Source organism: Thalassovita sp. (assembly GCF_034670005.1).
GTDB lineage: Bacteria > Pseudomonadota > Alphaproteobacteria > Rhodobacterales > Rhodobacteraceae > Thalassobius.
This window is the reverse complement of the sequence record NZ_JAXMOH010000001.1, coordinates 750738-777359: the sequence shown is the minus strand read 5'-3', so window position 1 is coordinate 777359 and position 26622 is coordinate 750738. Positions and strand designations below refer to the sequence as shown.

Below are 26622 nucleotides of genomic sequence, written 5' to 3'. Positions count from 1 at the left end.
CGCTGGCGCCCTTTCCGTGCGGATCGGGGACCAACACATTCCATTTGAATTCACTTTCCAAGTCAACTAAAATTTGATCAGCAGAAATTGGTGAGTATGTGTCATGGAACCCAGCGGCAGCCCGATCTACAACTATCTTTCTTACGCGCTTGCTGCGGCCCACCGAAAGGTCAACACGTCGCTGAGCGCCCGCCTGCGCAAGCACGGTCTTCAGATCGAAACATGGCGCGTTCTGGAAACGCTCGACGCCGGAAATAGACTGACCATGGGCGAACTTGCAGAAATCGTTCTGATGAATCCTCCCACTTTGACCAAACTGGTTGATCGCATGGTTTCGGACGGTCTGGTTCACCGTCAGGTCGCGCAAAATGATCAACGCCAGATCAACGTTCTGCCGACGGCTCTTGGTCGAAAACGCATGATGCAGATCAGACAGGAAATTCAGGATCAGGATTCCGCAATCCTGGATCAGCTTGGAAAATCCGAAACCGAGCAGCTGATACAGCTGTTGCGCGGGATTAGCTGACGCGATCTGTGTTTTCATGATCTGCCAACGAGGGTTCGGTCAGCAGGATCTGCCATCGCCCCTGCGGCGATCTGTCCATCGGGTTGTGGCTAACCGCCAAAATTTTAGGCACCTTACCGCGAAGATTTGGAATTACGCGCCGACACAGGGTGTCAGGGCAATATCGCCGTTTCTGGCCGGAACTGCCCCGCGACGTTGAAAAACAAGTCCGTCAACGCATTGCGGTCATCGGCAAGCGCGAACACCACCTCGTCCACCGTCGAACGAAATTCCGGAACCCTGATCCGGCGCACAGTGTCCGACCGGTAAGTGCCAAAGCGCCACATGAAGCCGACACCGATCCCCAAAGCTACCGCTTCATAGACCGCATCCCTTGTATCCGCCGTCAAACGCGGTTCGGGCGTGAGCCCGGCCTGACGGAACCCGCGGTCCACGACCTTCTGGGTGGACGACCCCGGGGATCTGAACACCAGCGGGCGGGCCGCGAGGTGATCCAGAGTTACCTCTTTTTTCCCGGCCATTGTATTATCAGGCGACACGATCGCCACCACTTCCTGTGACAGGACCGGGAAGCGCCGGAACCGCGAATCCACGGGCAGATTGGGCAGAACTGCGACATCGACTTCGCGCCGGGACACCGCGGCCATGATGTCCTGATGCGATCCACTTTCGACCGACACCGTCAGGGTCGGGTGGAGATCCAGCATACGCCCAATAATGGCGATGCCCGGCATCGAATTTCCCAAACCGACCCGCAGGCGATGTTTGCCCGAAGGTCCCCGGCGTGCCAGCACACGTTCAGCGTCACGTTGGGCCTGCAGCATACGGCTGGCGATGTCGCACAGTTCCAGACAGGCAGGGGTCGGTAGCAGCACCCCGCGCAAGCGATCGAACAAGTGGATGTCGTAGGCGCGCTCCAGATCTCGGATCTGCTGTGCGACGGCGGAATGCGAAATGCCGATTCGGCGGGCCGCAGCAGAATACGATCCTTCTTCCGCGACCGCCGTAAGGGCGCGCAAACGGGAAAGAGAGAGCCCTGAGACCGTTTCTGAAACCGATGCCTTCATGATCCGCAACATACACCTTCACACGTAACGGCGATGTTACAGTTCCCCATCATCACCGTCGCAACAGTCGGCGCGAGGCCGGCTCCAAGAAAGCAACAGCGCCGCAACGCGCAGACGGGGAATTCCCCGAACAAAAGGGTATTGCCATGCGAAAGCCGATCGGATTGCAGCAATTTCTGGACGGTCCCTGGCTCGGCCGGGACGCCGTTCTGGCGGATTTGGACGGCTGCCTTTTGTCTGGCGATACGGTGCTGCCCGACGTGCCCGAACTATTCGCCCGCTGCGCGGACCGGTTATGGATCGTTTCCAACAATTCATCGGACACAGCGCCAACCCTGTCGACACGGTTGGCAGGGCTCGGCCTTGCACTATCGTCAGACCGTATCCTGTTGGCAGGTGAGATGACGCTGCGCGCGCTGGCTGCTGCCCGGCCCGGAGCGCGGGTGGCTCTGTATGTGAATCCACCGCTGCAGGAGCTGGCGCGAGATTTGGGATTGCAGCCTGACCGTGACCAGCCGCAGTCGGTCGTTTTGGGCCGCGACACCGCCCTGAGCTTTGCCGATATCGCTCGTATCGCCGAATTGGCCGATGCCGGGCTGTCGATCTATTTGACCAATCCCGACACCAGCCACCCGGGCGCCGATGGCACCCCGCAGCCCGAAACCGGTGCGATCTGGGCAGCGATCACGGCCATCGTCCCGCAGGCCCGCATGACGAGCCTGGGGAAACCAGCCCCCGATTTGCCGCGCGAAGCACTGCGTCGCGCGGGCGTCACCCCGGGGGCCGCCGTTTTCATCGGCGACACCGAGGCAACCGACGGCGCCGCCGCCATGGCCGCCGGTGTCGAATTCGTGCGGCTGATACGCCCGGGCGAAACCCCAGCGCTACCCCTCAAAACTGGAGTCCATACATGCTGAGTTATACTCTGCGCACCCTGATGCGGATGGCTCTGACCTTCTTCGTAATCGTCACCATCGTGTTCTTTGCGACCCGGCTGTCGGGCAACGCGGTCGACTTCGTGATCGGCGACGGAATGACCACCGAAGATCGTGATCTGCTGATCAAGTATTATGAGCTCGACCGACCGGTCCTGTCGCAATATTTCGCCTTTCTGCGGTCCTTCACCGATGGTCAGTTCGGCCTGTCTTTCATCGAAAGGCGCCCGGTGGCGGATATGGTTCTGGAACGCGTCTGGCCCTCGACGCAACTGCTGCTTTCCGCTGTCACCCTGACCCTGCTGGTGTCGATCCCGCTGGGCATCACGGCGGCAATATGGCGCAAAAGCTGGATCGGCAGCGCGGTAATGGTGGTGGCCTTCCTCGGCTATGCGGTGCCGAATTTCGTCCTCGCGATCGTGATGGTTCTGATCTTCTCCTACTGGCTGAACTGGCTGCCAGTGGTGGGCAACGGCACGGCGTGGCATTTCATCATGCCCACCGTCGCGCTGGCGGGCGTTCTGATCGCGGCGCTGACACGATTTACCCGTAACGCCATGCTGGACGTGCTGGGACAGGATTTCATGCGCACCGCCCGTGCCAAGGGCCTGCCCGAAAGCGCAGTCATCTTCAAACATGGACTGCGCAATGCCGGCATCACCATCCTGTCGGTGATCGGGTTGCAGGTTGCCGGATTGGCGGCCTCGGGATCAGTGGTGATCGAGTCGATCTTCGCTTGGCCGGGGATCGGCGATCTGTTGGTCACCTCGGCGCTGCGCCGCGACTACCCGGTGCTGCAATTCGGCGTGCTGACCGTCGCGGTGGCCGTGATCATGATCAATGCTGCTATCGACCTCGCCTATGCCTGGGCCGATCCGCGCCTGCGTCACAGCGTGAAAGGCTGACCCCATGACCTACCCTGCCGTCCCTGCCACCTCTGTCCCGGCTGCCGCCCTGCAACTCTGGCATAGCGCCAATATCATCCAGAAGGCGGCGATCGTGATCGGTCTGAGCCTTGTCCTTATGGCCCTTCTGGCTCCGCTGATCGCTCCGTTCGATCCGAATTCGCAAAGCCTGATCTCACGGCTGCGCCCACCGCTTGGGCTTGAGCGGGCCAAGGCCGGGTATTTGCTGGGCACCGACGAATTGGGGCGCGACGTGTTTTCGCGCAGCCTCTACGGGCTGCGGCTAACGCTGATGCTGGCCAGTCTTGGCGCAATGTTGGGCCTGCTGATCGGCGGTACGCTGGGGCTGCTGGCAGGCATCGTTGGCGGCCGGGTCGAGGCGACAATCATGGCCGCAGTCGATACCCAGATCGCCGTGCCCTTCACGCTGGTCGCCCTGTTCCTGCTGGCGATCCTCGGCAGTTCGATCGAAGTGATCGTGCTGGTTCTGGGATTAGCAGGGTGGGAACAATATGCCCGTATCGTGCGGGGTGAAGTGAAGCGGTTGATGAACATCCCCTTCATTGAGGCCGCCCGCGCCGCTGGAGCCGGTCCGCTGCGCATTGCCCGGCATCACCTTCTGCCCAACATCATCTCGCCGCTGGTGGTGCAGTTCACGCTGGCACTGTCAAACATCGTGCTGCTGGAAAGCACCCTGTCCTTCCTTGGCCTTGGCGTACAGCCACCCACCGCGACGCTGGGATCGATGGTCGGGATTGGCCGCGACTACATGCCGACCGCACCATGGATCGTAGCAGCACCGGCGACGATGATCCTGCTTATTACCTTCGCCGTGCAAATCCTTGGCGACTGGCTGCGCGATGGCGCCGATGTGCGGCTGCGCGAAAGGTAGCCCCGAACATATCAACAACAGAGGCGCAAACGCCCGTCCCCTTCAATCGTCTAATCAATCCTTACGGAGACAAGACAAATGCTGAGACTGCTGCTTTCCACCGCCCTCGCCGCCGGGCTCGCCTCGGGCGCTTCTACCCAAGAGATCACCGTCGGCGCCGCCAACGTGTCGAGCTATCTCGACCCCGGTCGCGACCATTCCAATGTCGGGTCGCAATTCTACTACAACAGCTTCGACACCCTGATCGGCAAGAACCACGACACGCTGGAAGCCGATTGGCAACCGGCGCTGGCCACCGAATGGAAACTGGTCGACCCCAAGACCATGGAATTGAAACTGCGCGACGGCGTGACCTTCCACAACGGCGAAGTCATGAACGCCGATGACGTGGTATTTTCGCTCAACCGCATGTACCAGGCCGATTTCCCGCCCTATGTGGTGCGGTCGCGCGACCGGTTGTCGAACTTCGTCAAGGCCGAAAAGATCGACGACCTGACCGTGCGCATCAGCGTCGAAAAAGAAGAACCGCTGTGGGAAACCCTGTTGAACCTGCAGCAGGTCATGATCATCCCAGAGGACTATACCAAGGGCCTGACCGGCGACCCCAAAGTGGCCGAGCATGACGATTTCGAAGCCTTTTCGCTGGCACCCGTGGGCACCGGCCCCTATCGCATCGCCGAATTCGTGCCGGGCGAACGGGTGGTCTATGAACGGTTCGACGATTTTTGGGGCGAAAAGGCACCGCTGGCCAAAGCCACTGTGCAGCACATCCCCGAAACCGCATCGCGGCTGACCGCGCTGAAAACCGGCGAGGCCAACATCATCACCAATATCGCCCCCGACCAGCTGGCGCTGATCGAGAGCGACAAGAACCTGCGCACCGTGGGTAGCGCCACACCGCTGTTTCACGTCATGATCATGAACGTGAACCACCCCAAGCTGAAGGACCCGCGCATCCGTCAGGCGCTGAGCCTCGCCATCGACCGCGACACGCTGAACGAGGCGCTGTGGCTGGGTAAGGCTGTCGTTCCCTCGACCCACACGCTGAAGGAATACGGCGATCTCTATATGCCGGAACTGAAGACCTTCGAATACAACCCCGAAAAGGCCAAGCAACTGCTGAAGGAAGCCGGTTATGACGGGTTCGAGGTCACCTTCGACACCCACCCGACCTATTACACCAACGGGTTGCTGGCCGCACAGGCGATCACCGAAATGTGGAAAGAGGTCGGCATCAACGGCCGCGTCAACATCGCCGAAAAATGGTCAGGACGGTCGCCCGAGATGATGACCCGGAACTGGTCGAACCCGATGTATTTCGCCGACCCGTTCGGATCTTTCGGCGTGATGTGGGCCCCGAACGGTCCCTCCGAGGGCGAAGGCCGCTTTAACACCGACGCGGAATACGCCAAAATCTGGGAACGCTTCCGCTTCTCCAAGGACGTCGAGGCCCGCAAGACCGCCTACGGCGAACTTATGGAACGCATCAAGCAGGACCCGCCGGTGCTGCCGCTCTATCGTCCCTATGAGAGCTGGGCGATGCGCAAGGACGTGAGCTGGGCACCGAAGCCAGGCCACATTCCCTACGTGCTCGACTTCCGTGCCGGGTCGATCTCCTTCGCTTCGAACTGATCATAAAACGGCCCGCCGCCCACGCGGCGGCGGGCCCCTCCCCCCAATTCAGGAAAGTCCCCGCCATGTCCGTTCGTCTTGCCATTGTTGCCGATATCCACCACGGAACCCCTTCTGCCACCAAGCGCGGCGATACCGCGATGGGATTGATGGAGGAATTCGCCCATTACGTCCGCGACGCCGAAGTCGATCACGTGCTCGATCTGGGCGACCGGATTTCGGATGTCGACCACGACACCGACCTGCGGTTGGAGGCCGAGGTGGCCGAGGCCTTCCGCGCCGTGGAAAAACCGATCTGGCACCTGAACGGCAACCACGACCGCGATTACCTGAGCATCGCAGAGAACGAGGAAATCCTCGGCCAGTCGCTGGGCCACGAAACCCACGATATCGGCGATTGGCGCATCGCGCTGTGGCGTGCCGATACCCGCATCCTGCGCACGCCCGAACACAACGGTTTCGTGCTGCGCGAAGCCGACCTTCTTTGGCTGTCGCGCACCGTTCAGGCCGCCGACCGACCGCTTCTGGTGGTTAGCCACGTGCCGGTGTCGGGCCATTCCCAGATCGGCAACTACTATTTCCAGAACAACCCCGGTCATTCCACCTACCCGATGGCGGATCGCGCCCGCGCCGCGCTGGCACAGGCCAAGGTGCCGGTGGTCTGCCTGTCCGGTCACGTGCATTGGAACACCGTCACCACCGTAGACGGCATCCCGCACCTGACCCAGCAATCGCTGACCGAAAGCTTCACCACCGAAGGCGCCCCTGCCGGTGCGATGGGCGTGATCGAACTGGGCGACACTGTGCGCTGGGACGTGGTGGGCGATGATCCCTACCGCGCCGAAATCACCCCCTCCGCCCGGCGCTGGACCCCGGTCATGCCGGATTTCCGCGACCATCCCGAACGGCGTGCTCGTAACGCCAAAACCGAAAGCTGAGCCATGCCCCGTTCCCCCCTTCTGAGCGTCGACGATTTACGCCTGAACTTCGGATCACATGAAGCCGTAAAGGGCCTGTCCTTCGATATAGCGAAGGGGGAAACGGTGGCGTTGGTTGGTGAATCCGGGTCAGGAAAATCCGCCACTGCGCTGGCCCTGTTGCGCCTCATCGAGCGCGAAGGCGGAGCCATCACCGGCGGCACCATCACCCTGCATGGTACCCCCGCGCTGGAACTTTCGACACTGACCGACCGACAGATGCAGCAGGTGCGCGGCAACCGCGTTTCGATGATTTTTCAGGAACCGATGACCGCGCTCAACCCGGTGATGACGCTGGGCGAACAGGTGGCTGAGGTGCTGCGCCTGCATCGCCGGCTTGATGCAACCGAGGCCCGCGCCGCCGCGCGCGAGGCGTTCGAGCGGGTAAAGATTCCCGAACCGGAACGACGGCTGAATCAGTTTCCGCACGAATTATCGGGTGGACTGCGCCAGCGGGTGATGATCGCCATGGCGCTGGCCTGCCGGCCCGACCTGTTGATCGCGGATGAACCGACGACGGCGCTTGACGTGACCACCCAGGCCGAAATCCTGGCCCTGATCCGACAGTTGCAGGACGAGATCGGCATGGCGGTTCTGTTCATCACCCACGACATGGGCGTGGTCGCCAATATCGCCGACCGCGTCGTGGTTCTGAAACAGGGCGAAAAGGCCGAGGAAGGCCCGGTCGAGGATGTCTTCGCCCGACCCCGCGCCGCCTATACCCGGCAACTGATGGCTGCGACACCGAAACTGGGCAGCGGTGCGCCGAAACCGCTGCGCCGCCCGGCCAATCCGGTGCTGGCGGTTGAAAACCTAGCCGTGCGCTTTCCGGTCCAGCGCGGATTGTTCTCTGGCGGGCACCTGGATTACCACGCGGTGAACGGCGTTTCGCTATCGGTTGCGCCGGGCGAAACGCTGGGGCTGGTGGGCGAATCCGGTTGTGGAAAATCCACGCTGGCCCGCGCTGTCCTGCGCCTTGTTGAACCAAGCGAGGGCCGCGTCCACCTGAACGGACATGAGATCACCCGACTCGACGCGGTCGAGATGCGGCCGCTGCGCCAGAATGCTCAGATGGTGTTCCAAGATCCCTTCGCCAGCCTCAATCCGCGCATGACCGTACGCGACCTGATCACCGAACCGGCCCATATCCACCACCGGATGTCGCGCCGTGACCGCTGTGCGCTGGCCGATGAGCTGCTGACAAAGGTCGGGTTGGAATCGGACGCAGCCGACCGCTACCCGCATCAGTTTTCCGGCGGCCAGCGTCAGCGGCTGTGCATCGCCCGCGCCCTTTCGGCGCGTCCGGCCCTGATCGTCGCCGACGAGGCGGTGTCGGCGCTTGACGTGTCGGTCGCGCGGCAGGTCACCGACCTGATGGCGCGGTTACAGGCCGAGGATGGGGTGTCGTTCCTGTTCATTTCGCACGATATCGCGGTGGTCGAACGGGTCAGCCACCGGGTAGCCGTCATGTGGGCCGGGCAAATCGTCGAAACCGGCCCGACAGAAGCCGTGCTGCATAACCCGCAGCACCCCTACACGAGGCGGCTCCTGTCGGCTGTTCCGCTGCCGGATCCATCCCGCCGCAACGAATCCCGGCCAAATCTGGCAACCCTGACAGCGCCTAAACTTTTGCTGCCCACAGGGCATACACCGGTGCGCGCGGATATGGTCGAGGTTGCGAACGGCCATTTTGTAGCCGACCACGATCCGGCCAGCGCTCTTTTGTTCGGGAAATCGCCGCTATCGCAGGCGGAGATCAGCCACGGCGGTGCGACGCCCGAAGCCATGCGTCGGGACCAGTTTGACCGGGTCTGAAATCGCCATGTCGGCTGCGCGCCGGACGGGCACAAGATTCTGAATGGATGACCCGGGCCGCTTCCGCATAGCTACAACCCGAACCGACCTGCGGTTTTGCTGTGGCCGGTCGCTACACTTCGACAATTTCGCAGTTTTTTCGTCGCCCCTGCTGCTTCAGAACGGGTGGGAAACCACCGCCGCAGACCACCCGTTCCAAATCGTGAAACCGGCCCCAGCTATGCGGTGCCTGTCGCCCGATCTTGGCGTGATCGACGACAAGCGTACGGGTGCGTGCACAGGCGCAAATCGCTTGTCTGGCACGAATTTCATCAAGATTGAAATCAAGCAGATCGCCGTTCACCGACATTCCACCAACGGAAAAAATGGCATGGTCGAATTTGAGACCTGCAAAGAATTCAAGGCTCTCGGCGCCGATGAAGTCGAGATCGCGCAACCGCACCTCGCCGCCGGCGAGCAAAACGGTGATCCGTTCGGCCATCCGCAGGGCCAAAACCACATGGATGTTGTTGGTCGCCACCGTTAGGCCTTCATGTCCGGTCAGCGCCCGCGCAACAGCTTCGACCGTGGTGCCGGTTCCCAGCGCGACTGTGGCCCCGTTCGGGATCAATGCGGCGACGGCCGCGCCGATCCGGTTCTTTTCGTCGCGCGAAACGGCTAGTCGCGGTTGGTAGCTGATATTTTCGGTGGCCGAGGTCAGTGTCGCGCCACCATGGCGGCGGCGCACGATCCGGGCTTCGTCCAGCGCGCGCAAATCCGACCGCAGGGTTTGCACCGTGACGTCCAGCATTTCGGCCAACGCCGCCGCCGACAGTTCCCCATAGCTGGAAAGCAAGTTGACGATATGATCGCGGCGCCGGGCCGCATCACCTTTTTCCATTTTCGTTCGAAGCCTAACTGATTCATCAGGATGCTATGTTTTCCGTCATGTCATCGCAATCAATATCCGGAAAAACAACATTATTATGTCTGTCACTAAAGCTTCACGAGAAGGAGGTAGGAAGCGTTCAAGAGAGCCAAATTCTTCCATTTTGCTTTCGTACGAAAATCAACTCTGTATGGAGAAACCGATGTCCCGTTCCCTTCTGGCCGCCGCTATTGCCTTGACGCTGCCCTCTATGGCTGTTGCTGAAACGCTGACGCTTTACACGTCGCAACCAAACGCAGATGCCCAGCAAACCGTTGACGCCTTCAAGGCGGCCAACCCCGATATCGATGTTGAGTGGGTCCGCGACGGCACCACTAAAATGATGGCCCGCGTGGCCGCAGAGATCGAAGCAGGCGCGCCGCAGGCCGATGTATTGCTGATCGCTGACATGGTGACACTAGAAGGTCTGGCTCAGGCGGGTCGGTTGGCTGCCTACGCATCACCCGAAGATGCGGCTTATGACGCTTCGCTCTACAGCGCGGAAGGCTATTACCATTCGACCAAGCTGATCACTACCGGTATCGTCTACAACACCGGCGCCGAAATCGCCCCGACATCCTGGGCCGACCTTGCGAAACCGGAAATGGCCGATCTCGTCGCGATGCCCTCGCCGCTTTATTCCGGCGCCGCGCTGATCCACCTGGCGACCGTGACCGGCACCGACGGACTGGGCTGGAAGTATTACGAAGATCTGGCCGCGAACAACGCGCGCGCGCAGGGCGGTAACGGCGGCACGTTCAAAGCCGTTGCAGCAGGTGAAAAACCTTACGGCGTTCTGGTCGATTTTCTGGCCATCCGCGCCAAGGCAAAAGGGTCGCCGGTCGAGTTCGTCTTCCCCGAAGAAGGGGTGTCCTACGTCACCGAACCCGTCGCCATCATGGCCGGGACCAAGCACATGAAAGCGGCCGAGAAATTCGTCGATTTCCTGCTTAGCGAAGCTGGTCAGGAACTGGTTGTCGACATGGGCTATATCCCGGCACGCAATGGCGTGGCGAGCCCCGAAGGGTTCCCGTCACGCGACGAAATTAAGCTGATGGCGTTCAATCCCGCCAAGGCTCTGGCCGACACCGAAACCAACAAGGCGCGCTTTGCCAAGGTGTTTGACATCCAATGAGCTTGGCGTCTGTCGACAATGGCAGCAGCCGGTCTCTGGACCGGCTGCTGCCTCTCATTTTGCTTCCTGTCGGTCTTATTGCTCTCGGACCTGTGCTGCGGCTATTGCTGGAAGGAGTCGGTTTCGGTGACGGTTTTACAACCGATCACCTGACCACCGTTCTGACCCGTGACAGCACCCGCACGGCGCTGATCCATTCGCTTCTGACTGCGGGTGGTGGCACCGTTTTGTCGGTGCTGATCGGCGCGACCTTCGCCTTTCTGGTGGCGCTGACCGACATTCGCGGCAAGGGCGCCTTGGTGTTTTGCCTGATGATCCCGATGATGATCCCGCCGCAGATCACCGCGCTGGCCTGGATGCAGATGACGGGACCGTCTTCGGTGGTGTTGAAAATGCTCGGGATCGCGCCCCACCTCGGCAGCCCGCAACCGCTGCATTCCGCCACCGGCATCATCATTCTGTTGGGCATTCAACACGCGTCGCTGGTTTTCCTGACCCTTCGCGCGGGGTTGCGCATGATCCCCGCTGACCTGGTCGAGGCCGCTCGGATGTCCGGCGCCGGGGCCTTCCGGGTCTGGGCGCAGATCGTGCTGCCACTATCGATGCCATCGCTCATTGCGGGGGCTGCGATGGCCTTTGTCACCGCTTTGGGCAATTTCGGCATCCCGGCGATGCTTGGTATTCCCGCGCGCTATTCCACCCTGCCGACGCTGATCTATCAGCGACTGGTCGGCATGGGGCCCAGCGTCCTGCCCGAAGTCGCGGTGCTGGCGCTGCTGATCGGCGCGGTGGCGATCGCAGGTGTACTGATCAGCCGCTCCATGCTGTCGCGTCAGGGCTTCGGACTTGTCGGCCTGTCCGGCGTGCCGCTGGCGCTGTCGCTGGGCCGCGCGCGCCTGCTGCTGGAAATCACGCTCTGGGTCTTTATATTCGCGATCCTCGCTTTGCCGTTGTTCGCGCTTCTGGCGACCTCTTTGATTCCGGCATACGGGGTGCCGCTGACCTTTGACAGCGCCACGATCAAGGCGTGGATCGAGGTTCTCTTCGTTCAGCCAGTCACCCGCCGCGCCTATAGCAATTCGCTGTTTCTGGCGGTGCTTGCAGCGATGATCCTGATGGCGATCAGCTTCCCTCTGGCATGGTTGATGGAACGCCGCGCGAACCGCCTGAGCCGGGTATTGGATGCGCTGATCGACCTGCCTTACGCGCTGCCCGGCGTAGTGTTGTCGATCGCCTGTATCCTGACTTTCCTCAACCTTCCATTCACCGATCTGACGCTTTACGGCACCATCTGGATTATCCTGATGGCGTACCTCGCCCGGTTCTTCGTGGTGATGCTGCGCCCGATTCAGGCCAGCATTGCCCAGCTTGACCCTGCAATGGAAGAAGCCGCCGCAAGCGTCGGGGCCGGGCTAGGACGCCGCTTGCGCGACATCGTGCTGCCGCTTGCTGCGCCGTCCGCTGCTGCCGGGGCGATCCTCGTTTTCCTGACAGCGGTGAATGAATTGACGGTTTCGGCGCTGCTGTGGTCCTCGGGGACCGAAACGCTGGGTGTCGTCATCTACAACCTAGAAGACAGCGGCGAAACGGTAATGGCCTCGGCGCTGGCCATGTCGATCGTTGTTCTCATCATCGTGCTCATGGGGCTGGTTCAGGCCGGGGCAAAACGATTCCCGAAAGGAGTGATCCCGTGGCAGAGCTGACATTTTCCAACCTCACCAAACGGTTCGACGGGGTGTCCGCGCTGGACGGGATCGACGCCGTGATCGAGTCTGGTGAATTCGTGGCCCTACTTGGGCCCTCGGGCTGCGGCAAGACCACGTTGCTGCGCCTGACCGCCGGGTTCGAACAGCCTGATGAGGGCGAGATTCGGATCGGTGGCGATACTGTTGCAGGTGCAGGCTGTTTCGCGCCGCCCGAAGCGCGCGAAATCGGCATCGTGTTTCAGTCTTACGCGCTTTGGCCGCATAAGAGCGTCGCCGCCAACGTATCCTATCCGCTGGAAGTTCGCCGCCTCCCGCGCGCCGAACGCGAAGCGCGGGTGGCCGAGGCGCTGAACCTGACCGGGCTGCGCGATTTCGCCGACCGGATGCCATCACAATTGTCCGGCGGTCAACGTCAGCGCGTCGCGCTGGCTCGCTGCCTTGTTTTCGAACCGCGCGCGGTGCTGCTGGACGAACCGCTGGCCAATCTCGATCTGGCCTTGCGCGCATCAATGCAGGATGTCTTTTCGATGTTCCACCGGCGCACCGATGCGACCATGCTTTACGTGACCCACGACCAAAGCGAGGCGCTGGCGCTGGCCGACCGGGTGGCAGTAATGGAATCCGGGCGGATCCGGCAATTCGCCGCCCCCGAAATCCTGTATCGCGAACCTGCGGATTGCTTCGTCGCTGGCTTCGTCGGCGATGGCGCGGTGGTTCCGGCGCGGCTGACCGGGCAGTCAGACCCGGGGCGGGTTCTGCTGTCTGTTCTGGGGCAGAACATCTGGTGCCGCAGCGCCACCGCCACCCCCAGCCATGTCAGCATCCGGCCCGAGGCGATCACCCTGTCTGACGATGCGCCGTTGCGCGCGCGGGTGAGCAGCTGCACCTATCTGGGCGGCCGCTTCCGGCTTGTTCTGGATGCCGAAGGTGAAGCGCTGGTGGCCTTCGCGCCGCAACGGGCGGCAATCGGAGAACTGATCGGGGTGACGATCCGCGACCCGTGGGCCTTTCTCGATCCCGAGGCGGAAACCCTGATGCCGAAGACCCTGATCCATGCGTGACACCCATTCCTCAATCGCTCCTTGGGTCGAGGTCCTGTCCGGTCTGGGCGAAAAAGGACCCGCCTGCATCCGTCTGTGGACCGGTCGCGCAATTTGGGTGCTGGATGTGGGCTTTGGCCCCGAAGCGACATCGCCGTTTGAACCGCACTGGCTGGATGGGGCGGACCGGGTTTTCATCAGCCATGACCATATCGACCATATCGGTGGCGCTGCCCATGCCGTGGCGGCGGGATTGCCGATACATTGTACGGCTCAGACCGCCCGCTCACTGCCGCCCGGCGCGGCCGTCGATCCTTTGCCTGAGATCGGTCAGACGATGATCGACGGCATCACCGTCACCACCGGGCGCAATGGCCATGCGCTTGGTGGCGTCTGGTTCCATTTCGACCTCGGGGACGGATTGTTCTTTTCCGGCGACTGGTCCGAAGAAAGCAGCTGGTTCGCCTTTGATCACCCCCCTGCCGCAGCAACCGCGATGGTCGATTCCTCGTATCATCTGGATGACGTGCCACAGGCAGAGCGTCTGGCAACGCTGGACCGAACCCTTGAGGACCTGCGCCAGCGGCAAATCCTGTTTCCTGTCCCGCCTTCGGGCCGGGCGGGCGAACTGGCGCTGCATCTCATGCGGCACGGCGCGCTGTCCATTGATGACAGTTGCCGCCTTGCCATCGGCAGGGCGATTTCCAGCGGCAGCCTGAACAAAGATGCGGAAGCATTGACGCCGCTGCTGGATCGAAAATTTGACCCATCAGCGCGCTTTCTGATCTGCGATACGCCCAATGCCGATGGCGGCACAGCATGGCAACTGGTGCAGGATTGGCGTGATAGCGGCCGGTTGGGGCAGGAATCGATGGTTCTGTTTACCGGTCATATGACCGCCCATGCCCGCGCGATTGCGGCGCAAGGGGGCAGGTTTCTGCGCTGGAATGTGCATCCGCCACTGTCTGATCAGATCGGCATGGTCCGGCGGCTTGGCGCGCGTCGTTTCGCGCCGCTTTTCTGCAACCAGCCGGAGGACTATTTGCTTGAACCGAGATTCAACGCGGCGCTGATGTTGAACGAAAGGTGCCTGCTGTGATCGCTCCGACGCGTCCCTTCATCCTGATCCGTCATGGTCAGACCGATGCCAACCGCGACGGTGTGATTGCCGGTCGCATCGAAGCAAGGCTGACCGAAACAGGCCGCGCCACTGCACGCGCGCTTGCCGAGTGGCCCTGGCCCGACCCGATTGCCCTGTTTGCCAGCCCGCAACAGCGCGCACGTCAGACCGCAGAATTGGCGTTTCCCGACCGCGAACCGATCCTGCTTGAAGATCTGCGGGAACGCGACTGGGGGCGCTTCGAAGGCCGACCCGTGTCCGACGCGCCACCGCGCGAAGAAACGCCAGAAGGCGGCGAGTCGTGGCCGGACATGATCGTCCGGGTCCGCGCCGCCTTGTGTATCGCGCAGGACCGCGCGCACGGGGCGCTTCCGGTTCTGGTTGCCCATTCTGGTGTCGTGCGCGCCGCGCGACAGATTACCGGCGCATCACCGCATGGTCCGTCGCCAGCGAATTCAACGCCCTACCTTTTCGCGCCCGTCCCGGAGGGTTGGCGCGAAACCATGCTGCACAAGAAGGATAACAGATGGATTGCGTGATCTTCGACATTGACGGAACGCTGGCCGAATTCGATGCGCCGCGCTTGGGGCATCTGGTCCACGGCGAGATCAAACATTGGGATGCCTTCCACGACGCGATGGCCTCGGCCCCGGTGATCGAACCCGTGTTGCGGCTTCTGACCCGATTGAAAGCGCAAGGCGAAGCAATCGTGTTGTGCTCCGGACGCCCGGAAGGATGGCGCGATCAAACGGCAGCGTGGCTTGCGGCCGTGGGCATCCAGCACGATGCGCTTTATCTGCGCCGCCGGGACGAAGATCATGCCAGCGATCCCGAGGTGAAACGCTCTGCCCTCGATCGTATCCACGCAGATGGCTATCGCCCTTGGCTCGTGGTCGATGATCGCAGCGCAGTCGTCGACTTCTGGCGCGGGACGGGGCTGACATGTCTTCAATGTGCGCCCGGTGATTTCTGACGCCTTGCGAAACGCCTAGCACCAATGAATGTCGGCTAGGGGCCGCACTTGTTGGGTAGCCCTTTTGGTCGGGCTTATGTTGGCTTCGTCAAATCGGCCAGAAGAAGAGCAACGCCGGGACCGAGACCACAATGACGAGGATCTCAAGCGGCAATCCCATACGCCAGTAGTCGGAAAAGCGATAGCCGCCGGGGCCGAGTATGATGGTGTTGTTCTTGTGTCCGATGGGGGTAAGGAACGCACAGGACGCGGCGACCGCGACGGCCATAAGAAACGTATCCGGGTTTGCATCCAGCGCGCTTGCGATCGAGAGCGAAATCGGCGCCGCGATCAATGTCGTTGCGACGTTGTTGAGAAAATCCGACATCGTCATCGTCACCGCCATCAGCACGGCCAGGGTAACCCAGGGTGCACTGCCCTCTGTCAGTAGGAGAATCTGATTGGCGACAACCTGTGCGCCGCCGGTTCTTTCAAAGGCTTCGGCAAGCGGAATCAGGCTCGCCAACAGGACGATGACTTTCCATTCAATCGACATGTAAATTTCGCGTCCACTCACGAGCCCAAGGGCGAGAAAAGCGATGACAGCGCCCGAAAGCGCAACCGAGAGCGAAATCACCCCGGCAACGGCAAGCGCGACCGCAGCGAAAAAAATGCCAATGGAAAGACCCGCCTTGGGACGCTGAATCACTTCGGTTCTGCGACCCTCTATCGGAAGCACCCCGAGCCATTCAATGCTGCTTGCCACGCGTTCCGGGGTTCCGAGAAGCAAAAGCACATCGCCCGCACGAATGGTAAGAAGCCGGACCCGGTCCCGAAACCGCCTACCCTCGCGCGACACACCCAGAAGCGTCACCGAATGGCGGTGCAGAAGATTCAGGCTGCGCGCCGTACGACCGTTGATGCGCGCGCCATCCGGCACGATCGCCTCTTGCAGGGTAAGACCCGGAGCCGTGACACCGCCTTCGTGCTTTTCCGATCCGGCGAATTTGAGCGCAGCCTTACCCATGAAAGCCTCGATGGCTTTGGGTTCTCCTTCGACGACAAGGAAATCTCCGGTGCGCAGCGTTTCGCGGCTTGCCAGTCCTGGCCGCCGCTTGCCATGACTTATCAAACCAACGATGTGAACATCCGCATCGTCCGCTGTCGGATAAAGCTGCTGCACCGTTGTCTCTTGTTCCGATGGCAGTTCGTCAACCTGAAGTTCGGCTACGTAGCGGCCATTGCGGATTTCCTGTTCTACTTCCGCAACCGAGGTTCTGGAGGGCAGAAGCCGCCACCCGACAAGCGAAACAAAGGCGATCCCCGCAATCGCAACCGCCAGCCCGACCGGCGTGAAATCGAACATAGAAAACGATTGACCCAAAACGTCCTGCCTGTACTCCGATATGACAATGTTGGGTGGGGTCCCGATCAGCGTGACCATGCCGCCAAGGATGGTAGCGAAAGACAACGGCATCAGGCTTTGACCGGCAGCACGCTTGGCTTTGTTCGCGGCCTCCACATCAAGTGGCATAAGAAGCGCAAGCGCCGCGACATTGTTGATGACTGCCGAAAGCAGGGCCCCCACACTTGCGATCAGGGCGATGTGAAGCGGCAAAGGACGGTCGGGTTTGATGATCCGGGCAGCGATCAGTTCGACTGCTCCCGAGGATGACAGACCCCGGCTTACGATCAATACCAGCGCAATGATCGCAACAGCCGAGTGACCAAATCCGGAAAACACCTCCTCAGACGGCACAAGGCCCAGTGCCGCAGCACAAATCAAGGCTGCAAATGCCACAAGATCGTACCGGACCCGACCCCAGACAAGCATCACGAAGATCACCACGAACAGGATGAAGAGGAGCGTCTGGTCGTCAATCATGAATTTCATAGGAAAAGTTCCGAACACGCGTGATATGGTGAGGGGCAGACCATCCAGCACCCCCTTAATAATTTTCCCATCGGCCCTATCGAACGCGCCGACGGTTTGTCAGATCATAGCGTCCACTACGGCGCGGAAAAACCTGATATTCAAGACCAGAGGCATCCAACCAAACCAAAAGCTGAATGCCTGCGGTCTGTGTGGGGATCTGGGCAAACTCGTTTTTTACCGGTACGCCGCAATCGGGGGCGGCGGGAATGTCAGACCTGCGGCGCATCCTTGCGGGCGCGCAGCGCCGCAATCAGAGCTTTGTCACGAACTGTTTCCAGCTCGGCAACCTCGCGCCCGGCGGCTTCGCGCATGACGCCCGCGACCAGTGCGTCCTGAACATCCTGGGTCAGGGACGGCGCGCCCAACGCCGCCCAGCGTCGTTCCTGACTTGGCCCGAGATGCGCCAGATAGCCTGCCATGCCGCCCGTTCCGCCGCCCAGATGATAAGCCATATGCGCGCCCAGCACCGACCAGCGCAGGCCCGGCCCGTTGACGAGAGCGGCATCGATCGCCTCGACATCCGCGATGCCGTCCTGAACCATGAACACCGCTTCGCGCCAAAGCGCCGAAGCAAGCCGGTTTGCGATATGGCCGGTGGCGTCCTTTTTCAGCCGCACCGGCACCCGGTCGGCAGCGCGATAGATCGCTTCGGCCCGGGCGATCCTATCCGGGTCTGTGCCATAGATTTCGACCAGCGGAACCAGGTGTGGAGGGTTGAACGGATGCGCGGTGATCAAACGCGCCGGATCTTTCAGGCCGGGGCGAAGGTCGGACCAAGTCAGCGCCGAAGTGGATGACGCCAGCACTGCATCCGGCGCCATCAAAGGCTCTACATCTGCATAAAGCGCATGTTTCAGGGCAATAGCCTCGGGCGCGTTTTCCTGAATCAAATCCGCGCCAGTGACCGCCTCGGCCAGAGTTTCGCACAGGGTCAGTGTACCGCGCGGCCCGGCATCCGGTGCCACCTCGAACAATTGCGCCATCGGTGCATTCATACGCCCAGCAGTTGCGGCAAGCGCATCAGGCTCAGGATCCCAAACACACACATCGGCACCGTGATGCTGAAACAGCGCGGCCCAGGCCACACCGATCAGGCCAGCGCCCAGAATGGCAATCTTTGGTGTCTGTTCCGTTTCGTTCATCGGGAATCTCTTTGCGTTTCGTGATCACAGTGTTTCGTTATGCGGGACATCGGCGCAAGACAAATACCAATTCCGAAAACGCCGTATTAGGGGCAGGAGACCCCGGTCTGTCCTCTAGTATCCATCGCAGATCGGTCGCTGCGATCACAGATTGCAGGCAAATCGCCGTCGGGTCGCGGTCATGCCCGATACCTGCCCGTCATAGCGGCCTGCGCCGGCACCAAATCACCCTGTCATGCAACCTGTATCAGGTTTCGAATCTGCCTATCCTTTGGCGGCATCCGAGGGATTACACTCAGATTAGTTTGGTCCCAAACCGACAAGAATCTGCCGCTAAAACCCATAAATATTAGGGTTCTTTGTATATCTTTGACCATGTTTGGATAGGAAAGTGGTGCCGCTGAAGGGCATCAAAAACCTATATCTTGATAATCCACCACATACCGGCTCGCGAGCTATAGCCATCAATTATTGGATTTCCCCGTTCCGAACTGTTCCATTACGTCCTACTGTATTCCATATATAGTGGGTGGACGAATAGGTGGACGAAAAATGGCACACCCTAAAAACAAGCTGACCAACGCAGAGCTAAAGGCCAAGCCACCAGGCAAGTATTCGGATGGTGGCGGACTGTGGCTTCATGTCCGTGCCTATGGTGGGTCGCAATGGTTCCTGCGCTACACTAGTTTTGGGCGTCGCCATGAAATGGGCCTTGGCGGCTATCCGGGCGTCTCGCTGAAGGAAGCTCGACAGGAGGCCGAGAAATGGCGCGCGGTCGTGCGGGACGGCAAAAACCCCATCAAGGAACGCGAGCGCCTGAAACGCGAGGCCGAATACAACCTGTACATTCTGCGCGATATCGCTCTCGACGCCTTCGAAAGCCGCAAAGCGGAACTGAAGGGCGACGGCAAGGCAGGGCGCTGGTTCAGCCCCTTGGAAATTCACGTCCTGCCGAAGCTGGGAAAAATGCCGGTTTCGCAGATCGACCAGCGCGATATCCGCGACACGCTTGCGCCTATCTGGCACGACAAGGCCGACACGGCCCGCAAGGCGCTTAACCGCCTGTCCATCTGTATGCGCCACGCGGCAGCGCTGGGCTTGGACGTGGACTTGCAAGCCACCGACAAGGCAAAGGCACTTTTGGGCAGGCAACGACACAAGGCTAAGCACATTCCCAGCCTGTACTGGCAGGACGTGCCCGCCTTCTACCAGTCGCTCGACGGTGGATCGGTCACAGAACTGGCGTTGCGCCTGCTCATCCTGACGGCGGTGCGCAGCGCACCTTTGCGCCATCTGCACCTTGACCAGATCGACGGTGATATCTGGACCATCCCCGCAGAGGCCATGAAAGGCCGCAGGGACGCGACCGAGGATTTCCGGGTGCCCCTCTCGCAAGAGGCGCAAAAGGCCATTTCTGAGGCCACGCCGTTCGCCCGCGACGGCTTCCTGTTTCCCGGCATCCGCAAAGGCGTGATTTCCGACATGACCATGGGCAAATTTATGGAGCGGCGCGGTATGGCAGAGCGTCCCCATGGCTTCCGCTCCAGTTTCCGCGATTGGGTCGCCGAGGCAACGAACACCCCGCATGACGCGGCCGAAACGGCGCTGGGTCATACGGTAGGCGGCAAGGTGGAGCGGGCTTATCGGCGGACGGATTTTTTAGAGCAACGGCGGGCATTGATGGAGCGGTGGGCAGGGCTTCTCTGCTTTAAAAATAGTCAAGTCGCCCAATTCCATGGGACGGCCTAGATGGTAGAAAAGCCTGACATTCCACCTTTCGAACTTGCAAAAGAAATATTGGAAGAAGCTGCTAAGCAGTTTGGATGTGATGAGGTCGCAGATTTGCGCGAAGTCGACTATAAGCGAGTACTTATGTCGTTGCATCCGGGCATAGAGGCAATCGTGCTGGCTCATAATCGAGTTTTCTATCGCGTGGAGGAAGCAACTGCCGACCAGTTGGCGGTAATGTCCCATGGCAACAAAGTTATTTTTGAAATTGTCAGGGAGATTTGTCATGCAAACGTGTGGAACGGCGAACCTGTTCCAGAACCTTTGCGGGCGATTTGCTCACAATTGATACTGGGAAAAAAAGTGGGTTTTTCTGAAAGCGGAGCAATACCCGGGCGAAATTTTGCCATTCAATGGGTCACAACGCGAATGATTTCTTACCTATGCGATGCTTATTCAATCAAGAAAACGCGTAGCGATGCCAGCCCGTCCGATAGCGCGGTAGAATATGCGAAAAATGCGTTGGAATCCTTCGGAATTCACTACTCGTACAATGCTATCCGTGATTGGACTAGACCACACAAGAACTCTCAATTCACGCTATGGGCGGACGCTCTTGACGATTTCTTGAACGAAGAAACGATGATAGCCTTGGGGCTTTCAAAAAGGAGGAAACTACGGATTTTGAACCCGTGGGGTCAATTCGCGAGAATGCACCTTTCGACAGCCGCGAAGCACCGTTGATATTCTGGGGGCACCAAACAATAAGGTGTCTCAAAATGCGTTATCTCACTTTCCGCGACCTGCAAGAAAAACTCGGTGGCCGTGGTCGCACCACCATTTATCGTGACGTGGAATTGGGCCGTTTGCCCAAGCCCGTGAAACTCGGTTCCCGCCTGTATTGGGTGGAGGCCGATATCGACGCCGCTCTGGCGGAAAATGCGGGATAAGACCCGCCCCACCTGGCGCGGGCGCGCTGGGCGTATGGGCGGGAATATATCTTGGTGGATACCCCTCTTTCATACGCCTAACGCCGCGCCTTTTCAATCGAAAGGGCCAAACATGGCAAGAAAATCCGACTGGGGCGCTGCCCTTTTTTCCATCACTCACCCCAACGGGCTTACAGATGCGGTGGCGGTTTCAGGCCGTGACCGCTGGGCGCTGGAGGCGCTTGTCAAGTCCGGCTCCAAGGGTTGCACACCTATCGACACCCCCGGCCCGCGTTGGAGCGGCTACGTTCACAACCTGCGTAAGCTGGGGGTGCCCATAGAAACCGTCACAGAGTCGCATGACGGCCCGTTCGCGGGTACTCATGCCCGTTACGTACTCAAGGCCACCGTGAAGCGGTTGGAGGCGCGTACAGCATGACTTGCAAGCAACCCCCATCCCGCCCCACCCCGCGCGACCAGGTGGAAAAGCGACTGCGCCACCAATTCGGGCTGGATGGGCATATTGCACGGATCATCTTTGACCTTCACTTTCACAGGCCGGATTGATGGCGAGTAAATCATACAAGCGCAACAAAAAGGGGGCTGGGCGTCACGTCCAGCTTCCCGAATACCTGCAAGCGACGGAAGCCTGGGCAACACTGAGACCCGGCCCAAGGGCGCTCTACATCGAACTCAAGCGGCGCTTCAACGGGCGGAACAATGGCCGAATTGTTCTCAGTCACCGGGACGCCGCAAAGGCGTTGAATGTACACCGCAACACGGTAGGTGGATGGTTCGCGGAATTGGAGGCTCGCGGCTTCATTTCGATGACGCAAGGCCCGCATCTTGGCCCCTCTGGAATTGGGCAAGCTGCACTGTGGGCGCTGCAAGAGATTCCTACTGCTGATGGCAAGCCTGCCGAGCGTGGCTTCATGCGCTGGAAGGAAATGAAAAAGCCCCGCACAAAAACGGTGCAGGCCCGTCACAAAGATTGTGACACTGAAAGCGAAATCGGGCACGATAGCGGCAAACCTGTCCTCAAAATTGTGACGCGAGGATGAATTTTATCAATGTTTCCGAGGCACAAATAAAAGGACACATATAGATATTGCCATGGGCTGCGTGCCCATCCATGTGATTGACTACTCGCACGGAAAACTGTTTTGCAACGCAGACTGCACGAGAGTTCGCGCGCTCTCGTGGCGAATTTCTGGATTGGCCGTCAGATACCGAACGACGATATCGACGACTTGGCCATTCTCAACAGCAGACGGGATGCAGAAACCAAGCGCGACACTGGACAATATATCAAATTTGTCTGGCTCCAACTTATTCGATGAAGATGCAACCACCCCGACCAACGCCCCCCACTTCATGGATTCAACAGATCCCAGAATGAAACCTATGCAGAATCCGCTTTCGACCCCAACGGGATTCTCCGATTCACAAGCTTGGAGGATGGTATTGCCCGTAAACGGCTCCGCGCGAAGGGGCGCGCAAAGGAGCAATAAAAAAAGCGATGCAATCAGTCGGTAAAAAAGCATAGCTCGTTCCTTTTGCCCTAAGCCCAAGGTAAGCTTGCCCGAAGGCCTAAGAATTACAAATGATTTCGGTAAAATCCGGAGGCAGATATGGGCGGCATAGGCAGCGGGCGTCACTGGCACTGGGATGCCAAGAGTACCACTACTGATTATCGTAGGCTCGACGTGCGGCGCTGGGCGCGGGACGGGCTTCTGAAAGCGAACGCAGCCTTCGGCTGGCAGTGGTCACGAGAAGGCGATGTAGTCGGCTCTATCCGTGTTGCCGTGGAGTGTGAAGCCGTGAGGCTCATCTACCGGTCGCGCGACCATGGCGCGGATTGGCAGGATTGGAATTATCGGGTTTGGCTGGATAGAACACCCTGCAACCTGGGCGGAGAACGTGTTTGGTTTCTTTGCCCAGCGCGCGGTTGCAGACGGCGTGTGGCGCTTCTGTACGGTGGCGAGATTTTCGCCTGCCGTCATTGCCACAATTTGGCCTATCCTTCTCAGCGAGAGCACGGCTTTCAACGTATGCAACGGCGAGCTGACACCATTAGGTGTAAGCTTGGCTGGGAGCATGGAGATGACTTCGGGGCGAAGCCGAAGGGAATGCACTGGCGGACGTTCAATCGGTTGGTGGCCGAACTCGACAATTTTGAGGGATGCAGCAACTCGGGTTTCATTGAATACTTCGGTCAAAGATTTGGAAACTTACCCGTCTGAGCACTTCCATCAACGCTATTAGGGTGGGCAAAAGGGTGGACATTAACAAGAACAAACCAATTTTCTCGTTAAGTTTCATTATCTTATGAAGATTTTATGGTGCCGCTGAAGGGACTCGAACCCCCGACCCCATCATTACGAATGACGTGCTCTACCAGCTGAGCTACAGCGGCCTGGTAGGCGGGGCTATAGCACCCCGCCCGATCTTGGAAAAGACCTATTTTTCGGCGTCTTCCCCGGGGCGGTCGGCCGCTTCTGCAACGGTGTCGTCGTCCGCGGCCGGGTCCAGAATTTCAGCATCTTCGACCAGATCGGCCTGATCCGATTCGGTTTCACCGCTCTTGTCCTCCAGCGATCCGACGATCAGCGGCAGCATCGCCATGCTTGATGCCGAGGCAATTTCGGACTCGGGCGGCGATTGCCAGACAAGGGTATCGAACGCGCCGCAGTTTTCGCAAACCGGCACCCATTCATGATGGATATTGTGGCATTTATCGCAAACCCATTGTGGCCCGCGCGGTGCGTTCAGCGCCCGCGCCAGCCACCCCTTGACCACCGTGTCGGACGCCCCTTCGCCGCGCGCCACAGCGGCCATTATGGTCAGCGCCCGGGAATCCGGATCATGCTCGACCAGATCGCCCAGCGCGCGGCGCGCGGCGGGGAAATCTTCGGCCGCAATTTGCAACTCGGCTTCTAACAGCTTGGCTTCGCGGTGATCGGGCACCAGATGCAGCAATGGCCGGAACCGTTTCAGCCGTTCAGCGGCGGTTTCGTCGGGATGGATCGCGGCGAATGCGGTGGCCAGATCCGGATGCGGATGGACAGCCCAAGCCTTCTTCAGAATTTTTGCCGCCTTGCGTAGCTGTTGCTTTTCAATCAGCCCGCGCGCAGCCAAAGCAGCCGCCGGCACCAGATCGGGCGACAGGCGGTTGGCCTCAATCGCCTCTTCCATCGCCTCGATGCTGTTGCCTTCGGTCAGGATCGTCTTCGCCTCGGACAGGGCCAACACGGCATCGCGGCGTTTATGAACATCACGCGGCAGGGTGCCGTTCTTCAGCTTCAGGTTCAGCGTGCCACGCGCGCCCGACCAGTCGCGGGCCTGAGCCTGCAACTGCAGAAGCGTGTCTTGGGTTTCTTCATGCTTGGGTTTCAACGCGATGGCCTTTTCGGCCAGTTTGCGCGCGGTGTCGGTATCGCCTTGCGACAATTTCTGTTTCATGATGCCGCGAACGCCGACAAACCGTGTTTTGTCATCCTTCAGCAACCGCTTATAGACCTCTTGCGCCTTTTTGCTGTCGCCCGCCATTTCCGCCGCCTGCGCGGTCAGCAAATTGGTCAGGTTTGGTTGAGCAAGATAGCGTTCGGCGCGCGCCGCCTTATGCATTGCCACACGCGGTTCGCCCGATGCCAACGCCATCATGCCGTCGGTCAGGGCCTGATATCCTTTGCGTTCCCGGTTGCGGTCGAAATAGCGCGATAGGGCGGTTTCGTCACCGTTGAGAAATTTCAGAATCGCCACGGCCAGCGCAGCCAGCTTCAACAGCAGCCACAGAGACAGCAAAAGCACCAAGAAGGCGATCACGGCGCTGAGCGGGGTCAGACTGAATTCTATCCCGCCAAAGGCAATCCTTACACCGCCATCCATTTCCAGCAGATATCCGGCGCCAAGCGTAGCCGCGGCGACCAGGACAACGAAAACGACAATCTTGATAAGAGACCAAAGCATAAATCGTTATCCTCTTATTTGCTCATTACTTGCTGGCGCAACGCGGCGACCGCAGCCAACGCATCTGCACGGGCGGTGGCCTGCGCCATCCAATCGGTCAGTTCGACCCGGCCATCTTCGGGCAGGGCCTCCAATTCGGCCATGGCATCTGCCAAATGACCGGCTTTCAACGCGGCTTCGGCACGTGACAGGATCGCGTCAGCATCGTCGCCCTCACGTGGCTCAAGCGACCGAACCCCTAGCTGATCGCGCAGAAACTTCAGTGTGCCGCCACCGGTTTCCGCTTCGCGCGATGTTTTCAGCGCGGCGCGGGCGGCATCGGGGAAACTGTCCTGCAACGCGATCAGGCTGGGCGCACCATCGGCCAGACGGATCAGAATGTCCGGCACCGCGACACCGGCTTGTTCCAGTTCGGTTAAAGATTCGGCAAAGGACCCGCCGGTATCCAGCGCGACCTGAATCTGCGCCACGGCCCCGCGCAGCATCGTAGAGCGGGCGTCTTGTGCTGCCGACGCTTCCTTGGCTTCGGCTGCGGCCAACATATCCTCGATCTCGCCACGTTGTGTCGCCATCGCGTCCTGCAACGCCTGCAATTCGCGTTCATAGGCATCGACAGCTTCTTTCGATGCGAATTCGGTGATTGGGCGCTTTTCCAGATTGTTCAGGCGATCCTCATAGCCTGCGATTTGAGTCGCAAGCTGCTCCACCTGTATGGTGCTTTGCGACACACTTTGCGAAACCTTCGTCAACTCGGCGCTCAGATCGGGCGGTAGCTTGATTGCATCGACCTGTGCGGCCAAATCGTCGATCCGCCTGGTCTGAGCTGACAAGCTAGATTCTGTTTGAGCTTGCAACTGGGTAACGGTGTTGCTGCCTGAAATGCCTTCGGGGAACAGGTAGAGTGCCCCGCCTGCCCCGACCCCCGCAGCGATCACACCGCCCAATAGCGCGGGCCAAAACCCGCCCTTGCGCACGACAACCGGTTCTGGTGCAGCATCCGCAAGCGCATTTTCAACGATGTTGTCTGCTACCGGTTCGTCCAGAACCCCGGACGCTTCGGCTTCGGTCACATCCGGTCCATCAGACGATTCAGCGCTCTCATCCTCGGCAATGAGAAACGTGTCTTTTTCTGCGGCCTCAGGTTTTTCTTCTTCCGAGGCAGGATTTTCCACCAAGTCATTCGGAGAATCCGCGACAGCTTCCGCATCCGGGGCGTCAACATTTACGGCATCTTCGGTCTCTGCCTGATGATCTTCGGAATTCTCCGGGGATTTCTTTGGATCGGACACCTGCGACTACCTTTCGAATC

At 60.0% G+C, this 26622-nt stretch carries 26 protein-coding genes and 1 tRNA gene; 18 read left to right on the top strand and 9 right to left on the bottom strand.

Going from position 1 to position 26622, the window contains the following annotated elements; all coding sequences use genetic code 11:
* Positions 1-103: 103 nt before the first annotated feature.
* Positions 104-526 carry a MarR family winged helix-turn-helix transcriptional regulator gene (locus VOI23_RS03850; RefSeq protein ID WP_323781778.1) on the top strand — a complete coding sequence of 141 codons (423 nt, stop codon included), beginning with the start codon at positions 104-106 and terminating at the stop codon, positions 524-526.
* A 152-nt stretch (positions 527-678) separates the two neighbouring features.
* Here the strand turns inward: VOI23_RS03850 and VOI23_RS03845 are convergent, their stop codons facing one another.
* Positions 679-1593: a LysR family transcriptional regulator gene (locus VOI23_RS03845; protein ID WP_323781776.1), complete on the bottom strand. Its 915-nt coding sequence runs from the start codon at positions 1591-1593 to the stop codon at positions 679-681.
* Positions 1594-1739: 146 nt separating this feature from the next.
* Between VOI23_RS03845 and VOI23_RS03840 the strand changes: the two genes are divergently transcribed.
* The 6 genes from VOI23_RS03840 to VOI23_RS03815 all read left to right on the top strand — a co-directional run bounded on the left by VOI23_RS03840 (position 1740) and on the right by VOI23_RS03815 (position 8749).
* A complete protein-coding gene (locus VOI23_RS03840) occupies positions 1740-2510 on the top strand; it encodes an HAD-IIA family hydrolase (protein ID WP_323781773.1) in 771 nt (256 codons plus the stop codon).
* Complete coding sequence (locus VOI23_RS03835; protein WP_323781771.1) at positions 2504-3433, top strand: ABC transporter permease; 930 nt, start codon at positions 2504-2506, stop codon at positions 3431-3433. The genes VOI23_RS03840 and VOI23_RS03835 overlap by 7 nt, the downstream gene beginning before the upstream one ends.
* Before the next feature lie 4 nt (positions 3434-3437).
* Entirely contained in the window at positions 3438-4325 is an 888-nt protein-coding gene (locus tag VOI23_RS03830; protein ID WP_323781768.1) for an ABC transporter permease, read from the top strand.
* Between the two features lie 78 nt (positions 4326-4403).
* A complete protein-coding gene (locus VOI23_RS03825; RefSeq protein WP_323781766.1) occupies positions 4404-5957 on the top strand; it encodes an ABC transporter substrate-binding protein in 1554 nt (517 codons plus the stop codon).
* Positions 5958-6022: 65 nt separating this feature from the next.
* Positions 6023-6895, top strand: coding sequence for a metallophosphoesterase family protein (locus VOI23_RS03820; RefSeq protein ID WP_323781763.1), 873 nt, complete (start codon positions 6023-6025; stop codon positions 6893-6895).
* Positions 6896-6898: 3 nt separating this feature from the next.
* A complete protein-coding gene (locus VOI23_RS03815; protein WP_323781760.1) occupies positions 6899-8749 on the top strand; it encodes an ABC transporter ATP-binding protein in 1851 nt (616 codons plus the stop codon).
* 112 nt (positions 8750-8861) lie between these two features.
* Here VOI23_RS03815 and VOI23_RS03810 read toward each other — a convergent pair whose 3' ends face one another.
* The gene (locus tag VOI23_RS03810) at positions 8862-9629 is read right to left on the bottom strand and encodes a DeoR/GlpR family DNA-binding transcription regulator (protein ID WP_323781758.1); all 768 of its coding nucleotides are present in this window, start codon (positions 9627-9629) and stop codon (positions 8862-8864) included.
* A gap of 190 nt (positions 9630-9819) precedes the next feature.
* Here VOI23_RS03810 and VOI23_RS03805 point away from each other — a divergent pair, with 190 nt between their 5' ends.
* Genes VOI23_RS03805 through VOI23_RS03780 form a run of 6 tightly spaced genes read left to right on the top strand, consistent with a single transcriptional unit; the run spans position 9820 to position 15630 of the window.
* A complete protein-coding gene (locus VOI23_RS03805) occupies positions 9820-10791 on the top strand; it encodes an ABC transporter substrate-binding protein (protein WP_323781756.1) in 972 nt (323 codons plus the stop codon).
* Entirely contained in the window at positions 10788-12494 is a 1707-nt protein-coding gene (locus VOI23_RS03800; RefSeq protein WP_323781755.1) for an iron ABC transporter permease, read from the top strand. The genes VOI23_RS03805 and VOI23_RS03800 overlap by 4 nt, the downstream gene beginning before the upstream one ends.
* The gene (locus tag VOI23_RS03795; protein ID WP_323781752.1) at positions 12482-13558 is read left to right on the top strand and encodes an ABC transporter ATP-binding protein; all 1077 of its coding nucleotides are present in this window, start codon (positions 12482-12484) and stop codon (positions 13556-13558) included. Before VOI23_RS03800 ends, VOI23_RS03795 begins: the two co-directional genes overlap by 13 nt.
* A complete protein-coding gene (locus tag VOI23_RS03790) occupies positions 13551-14636 on the top strand; it encodes an MBL fold metallo-hydrolase (protein WP_323781750.1) in 1086 nt (361 codons plus the stop codon). Before VOI23_RS03795 ends, VOI23_RS03790 begins: the two co-directional genes overlap by 8 nt.
* On the top strand, positions 14633-15196 hold the full coding sequence (locus tag VOI23_RS03785; protein ID WP_323781747.1) for a histidine phosphatase family protein: 564 nt from the start codon (positions 14633-14635) through the stop codon (positions 15194-15196). Before VOI23_RS03790 ends, VOI23_RS03785 begins: the two co-directional genes overlap by 4 nt.
* The gene (locus tag VOI23_RS03780) at positions 15184-15630 is read left to right on the top strand and encodes an HAD family acid phosphatase (RefSeq protein WP_323781744.1); all 447 of its coding nucleotides are present in this window, start codon (positions 15184-15186) and stop codon (positions 15628-15630) included. Before VOI23_RS03785 ends, VOI23_RS03780 begins: the two co-directional genes overlap by 13 nt.
* 88 nt (positions 15631-15718) lie before the next feature.
* On the opposite strand, the gene VOI23_RS03775 is transcribed toward VOI23_RS03780, so the two are convergent.
* Positions 15719-17503, bottom strand: coding sequence for an SLC13 family permease (locus VOI23_RS03775; protein ID WP_323781742.1), 1785 nt, complete (start codon positions 17501-17503; stop codon positions 15719-15721).
* Between the two features lie 251 nt (positions 17504-17754).
* Complete coding sequence (locus VOI23_RS03770; RefSeq protein WP_323781739.1) at positions 17755-18687, bottom strand: 3-hydroxyacyl-CoA dehydrogenase NAD-binding domain-containing protein; 933 nt, start codon at positions 18685-18687, stop codon at positions 17755-17757.
* Positions 18688-19239: 552 nt separating this feature from the next.
* Between VOI23_RS03770 and VOI23_RS03765 the strand changes: the two genes are divergently transcribed.
* From VOI23_RS03765 to VOI23_RS03745, 5 genes are all read left to right on the top strand, one after another.
* Positions 19240-20436, top strand: coding sequence for a tyrosine-type recombinase/integrase (locus tag VOI23_RS03765; protein WP_323781736.1), 1197 nt, complete (start codon positions 19240-19242; stop codon positions 20434-20436).
* Positions 20437-21159: a hypothetical protein gene (locus VOI23_RS03760; protein WP_323781733.1), complete on the top strand. Its 723-nt coding sequence runs from the start codon at positions 20437-20439 to the stop codon at positions 21157-21159. It begins immediately after the preceding gene.
* A gap of 35 nt (positions 21160-21194) precedes the next feature.
* On the top strand, positions 21195-21365 hold the full coding sequence (locus VOI23_RS03755) for a helix-turn-helix transcriptional regulator (RefSeq protein ID WP_323781730.1): 171 nt from the start codon (positions 21195-21197) through the stop codon (positions 21363-21365).
* A 112-nt stretch (positions 21366-21477) separates the two neighbouring features.
* Entirely contained in the window at positions 21478-21783 is a 306-nt protein-coding gene (locus VOI23_RS03750) for a winged helix domain-containing protein (RefSeq protein ID WP_323781727.1), read from the top strand.
* Positions 21784-21910: 127 nt separating this feature from the next.
* On the top strand, positions 21911-22405 hold the full coding sequence (locus VOI23_RS03745; protein WP_323781724.1) for a hypothetical protein: 495 nt from the start codon (positions 21911-21913) through the stop codon (positions 22403-22405).
* 81 nt (positions 22406-22486) lie between these two features.
* Here the strand turns inward: VOI23_RS03745 and VOI23_RS03740 are convergent, their stop codons facing one another.
* The 5 genes from VOI23_RS03740 to VOI23_RS03720 all read right to left on the bottom strand — a co-directional run bounded on the left by VOI23_RS03740 (position 22487) and on the right by VOI23_RS03720 (position 26602).
* Positions 22487-22888: a Rap1a/Tai family immunity protein gene (locus VOI23_RS03740; protein ID WP_323781721.1), complete on the bottom strand. Its 402-nt coding sequence runs from the start codon at positions 22886-22888 to the stop codon at positions 22487-22489.
* A gap of 222 nt (positions 22889-23110) precedes the next feature.
* The gene (locus VOI23_RS03735) at positions 23111-23563 is read right to left on the bottom strand and encodes a hypothetical protein (RefSeq protein ID WP_323781718.1); all 453 of its coding nucleotides are present in this window, start codon (positions 23561-23563) and stop codon (positions 23111-23113) included.
* Between the two features lie 121 nt (positions 23564-23684).
* Positions 23685-23760, bottom strand: a tRNA-Thr gene (locus tag VOI23_RS03730).
* A gap of 44 nt (positions 23761-23804) precedes the next feature.
* Entirely contained in the window at positions 23805-25313 is a 1509-nt protein-coding gene (locus VOI23_RS03725) for a heme biosynthesis protein HemY (protein ID WP_323781716.1), read from the bottom strand.
* Positions 25314-25327: 14 nt separating this feature from the next.
* Entirely contained in the window at positions 25328-26602 is a 1275-nt protein-coding gene (locus VOI23_RS03720) for a hypothetical protein (RefSeq protein WP_323781713.1), read from the bottom strand.
* Between the last annotated feature and the right edge of the window lie 20 nt (positions 26603-26622).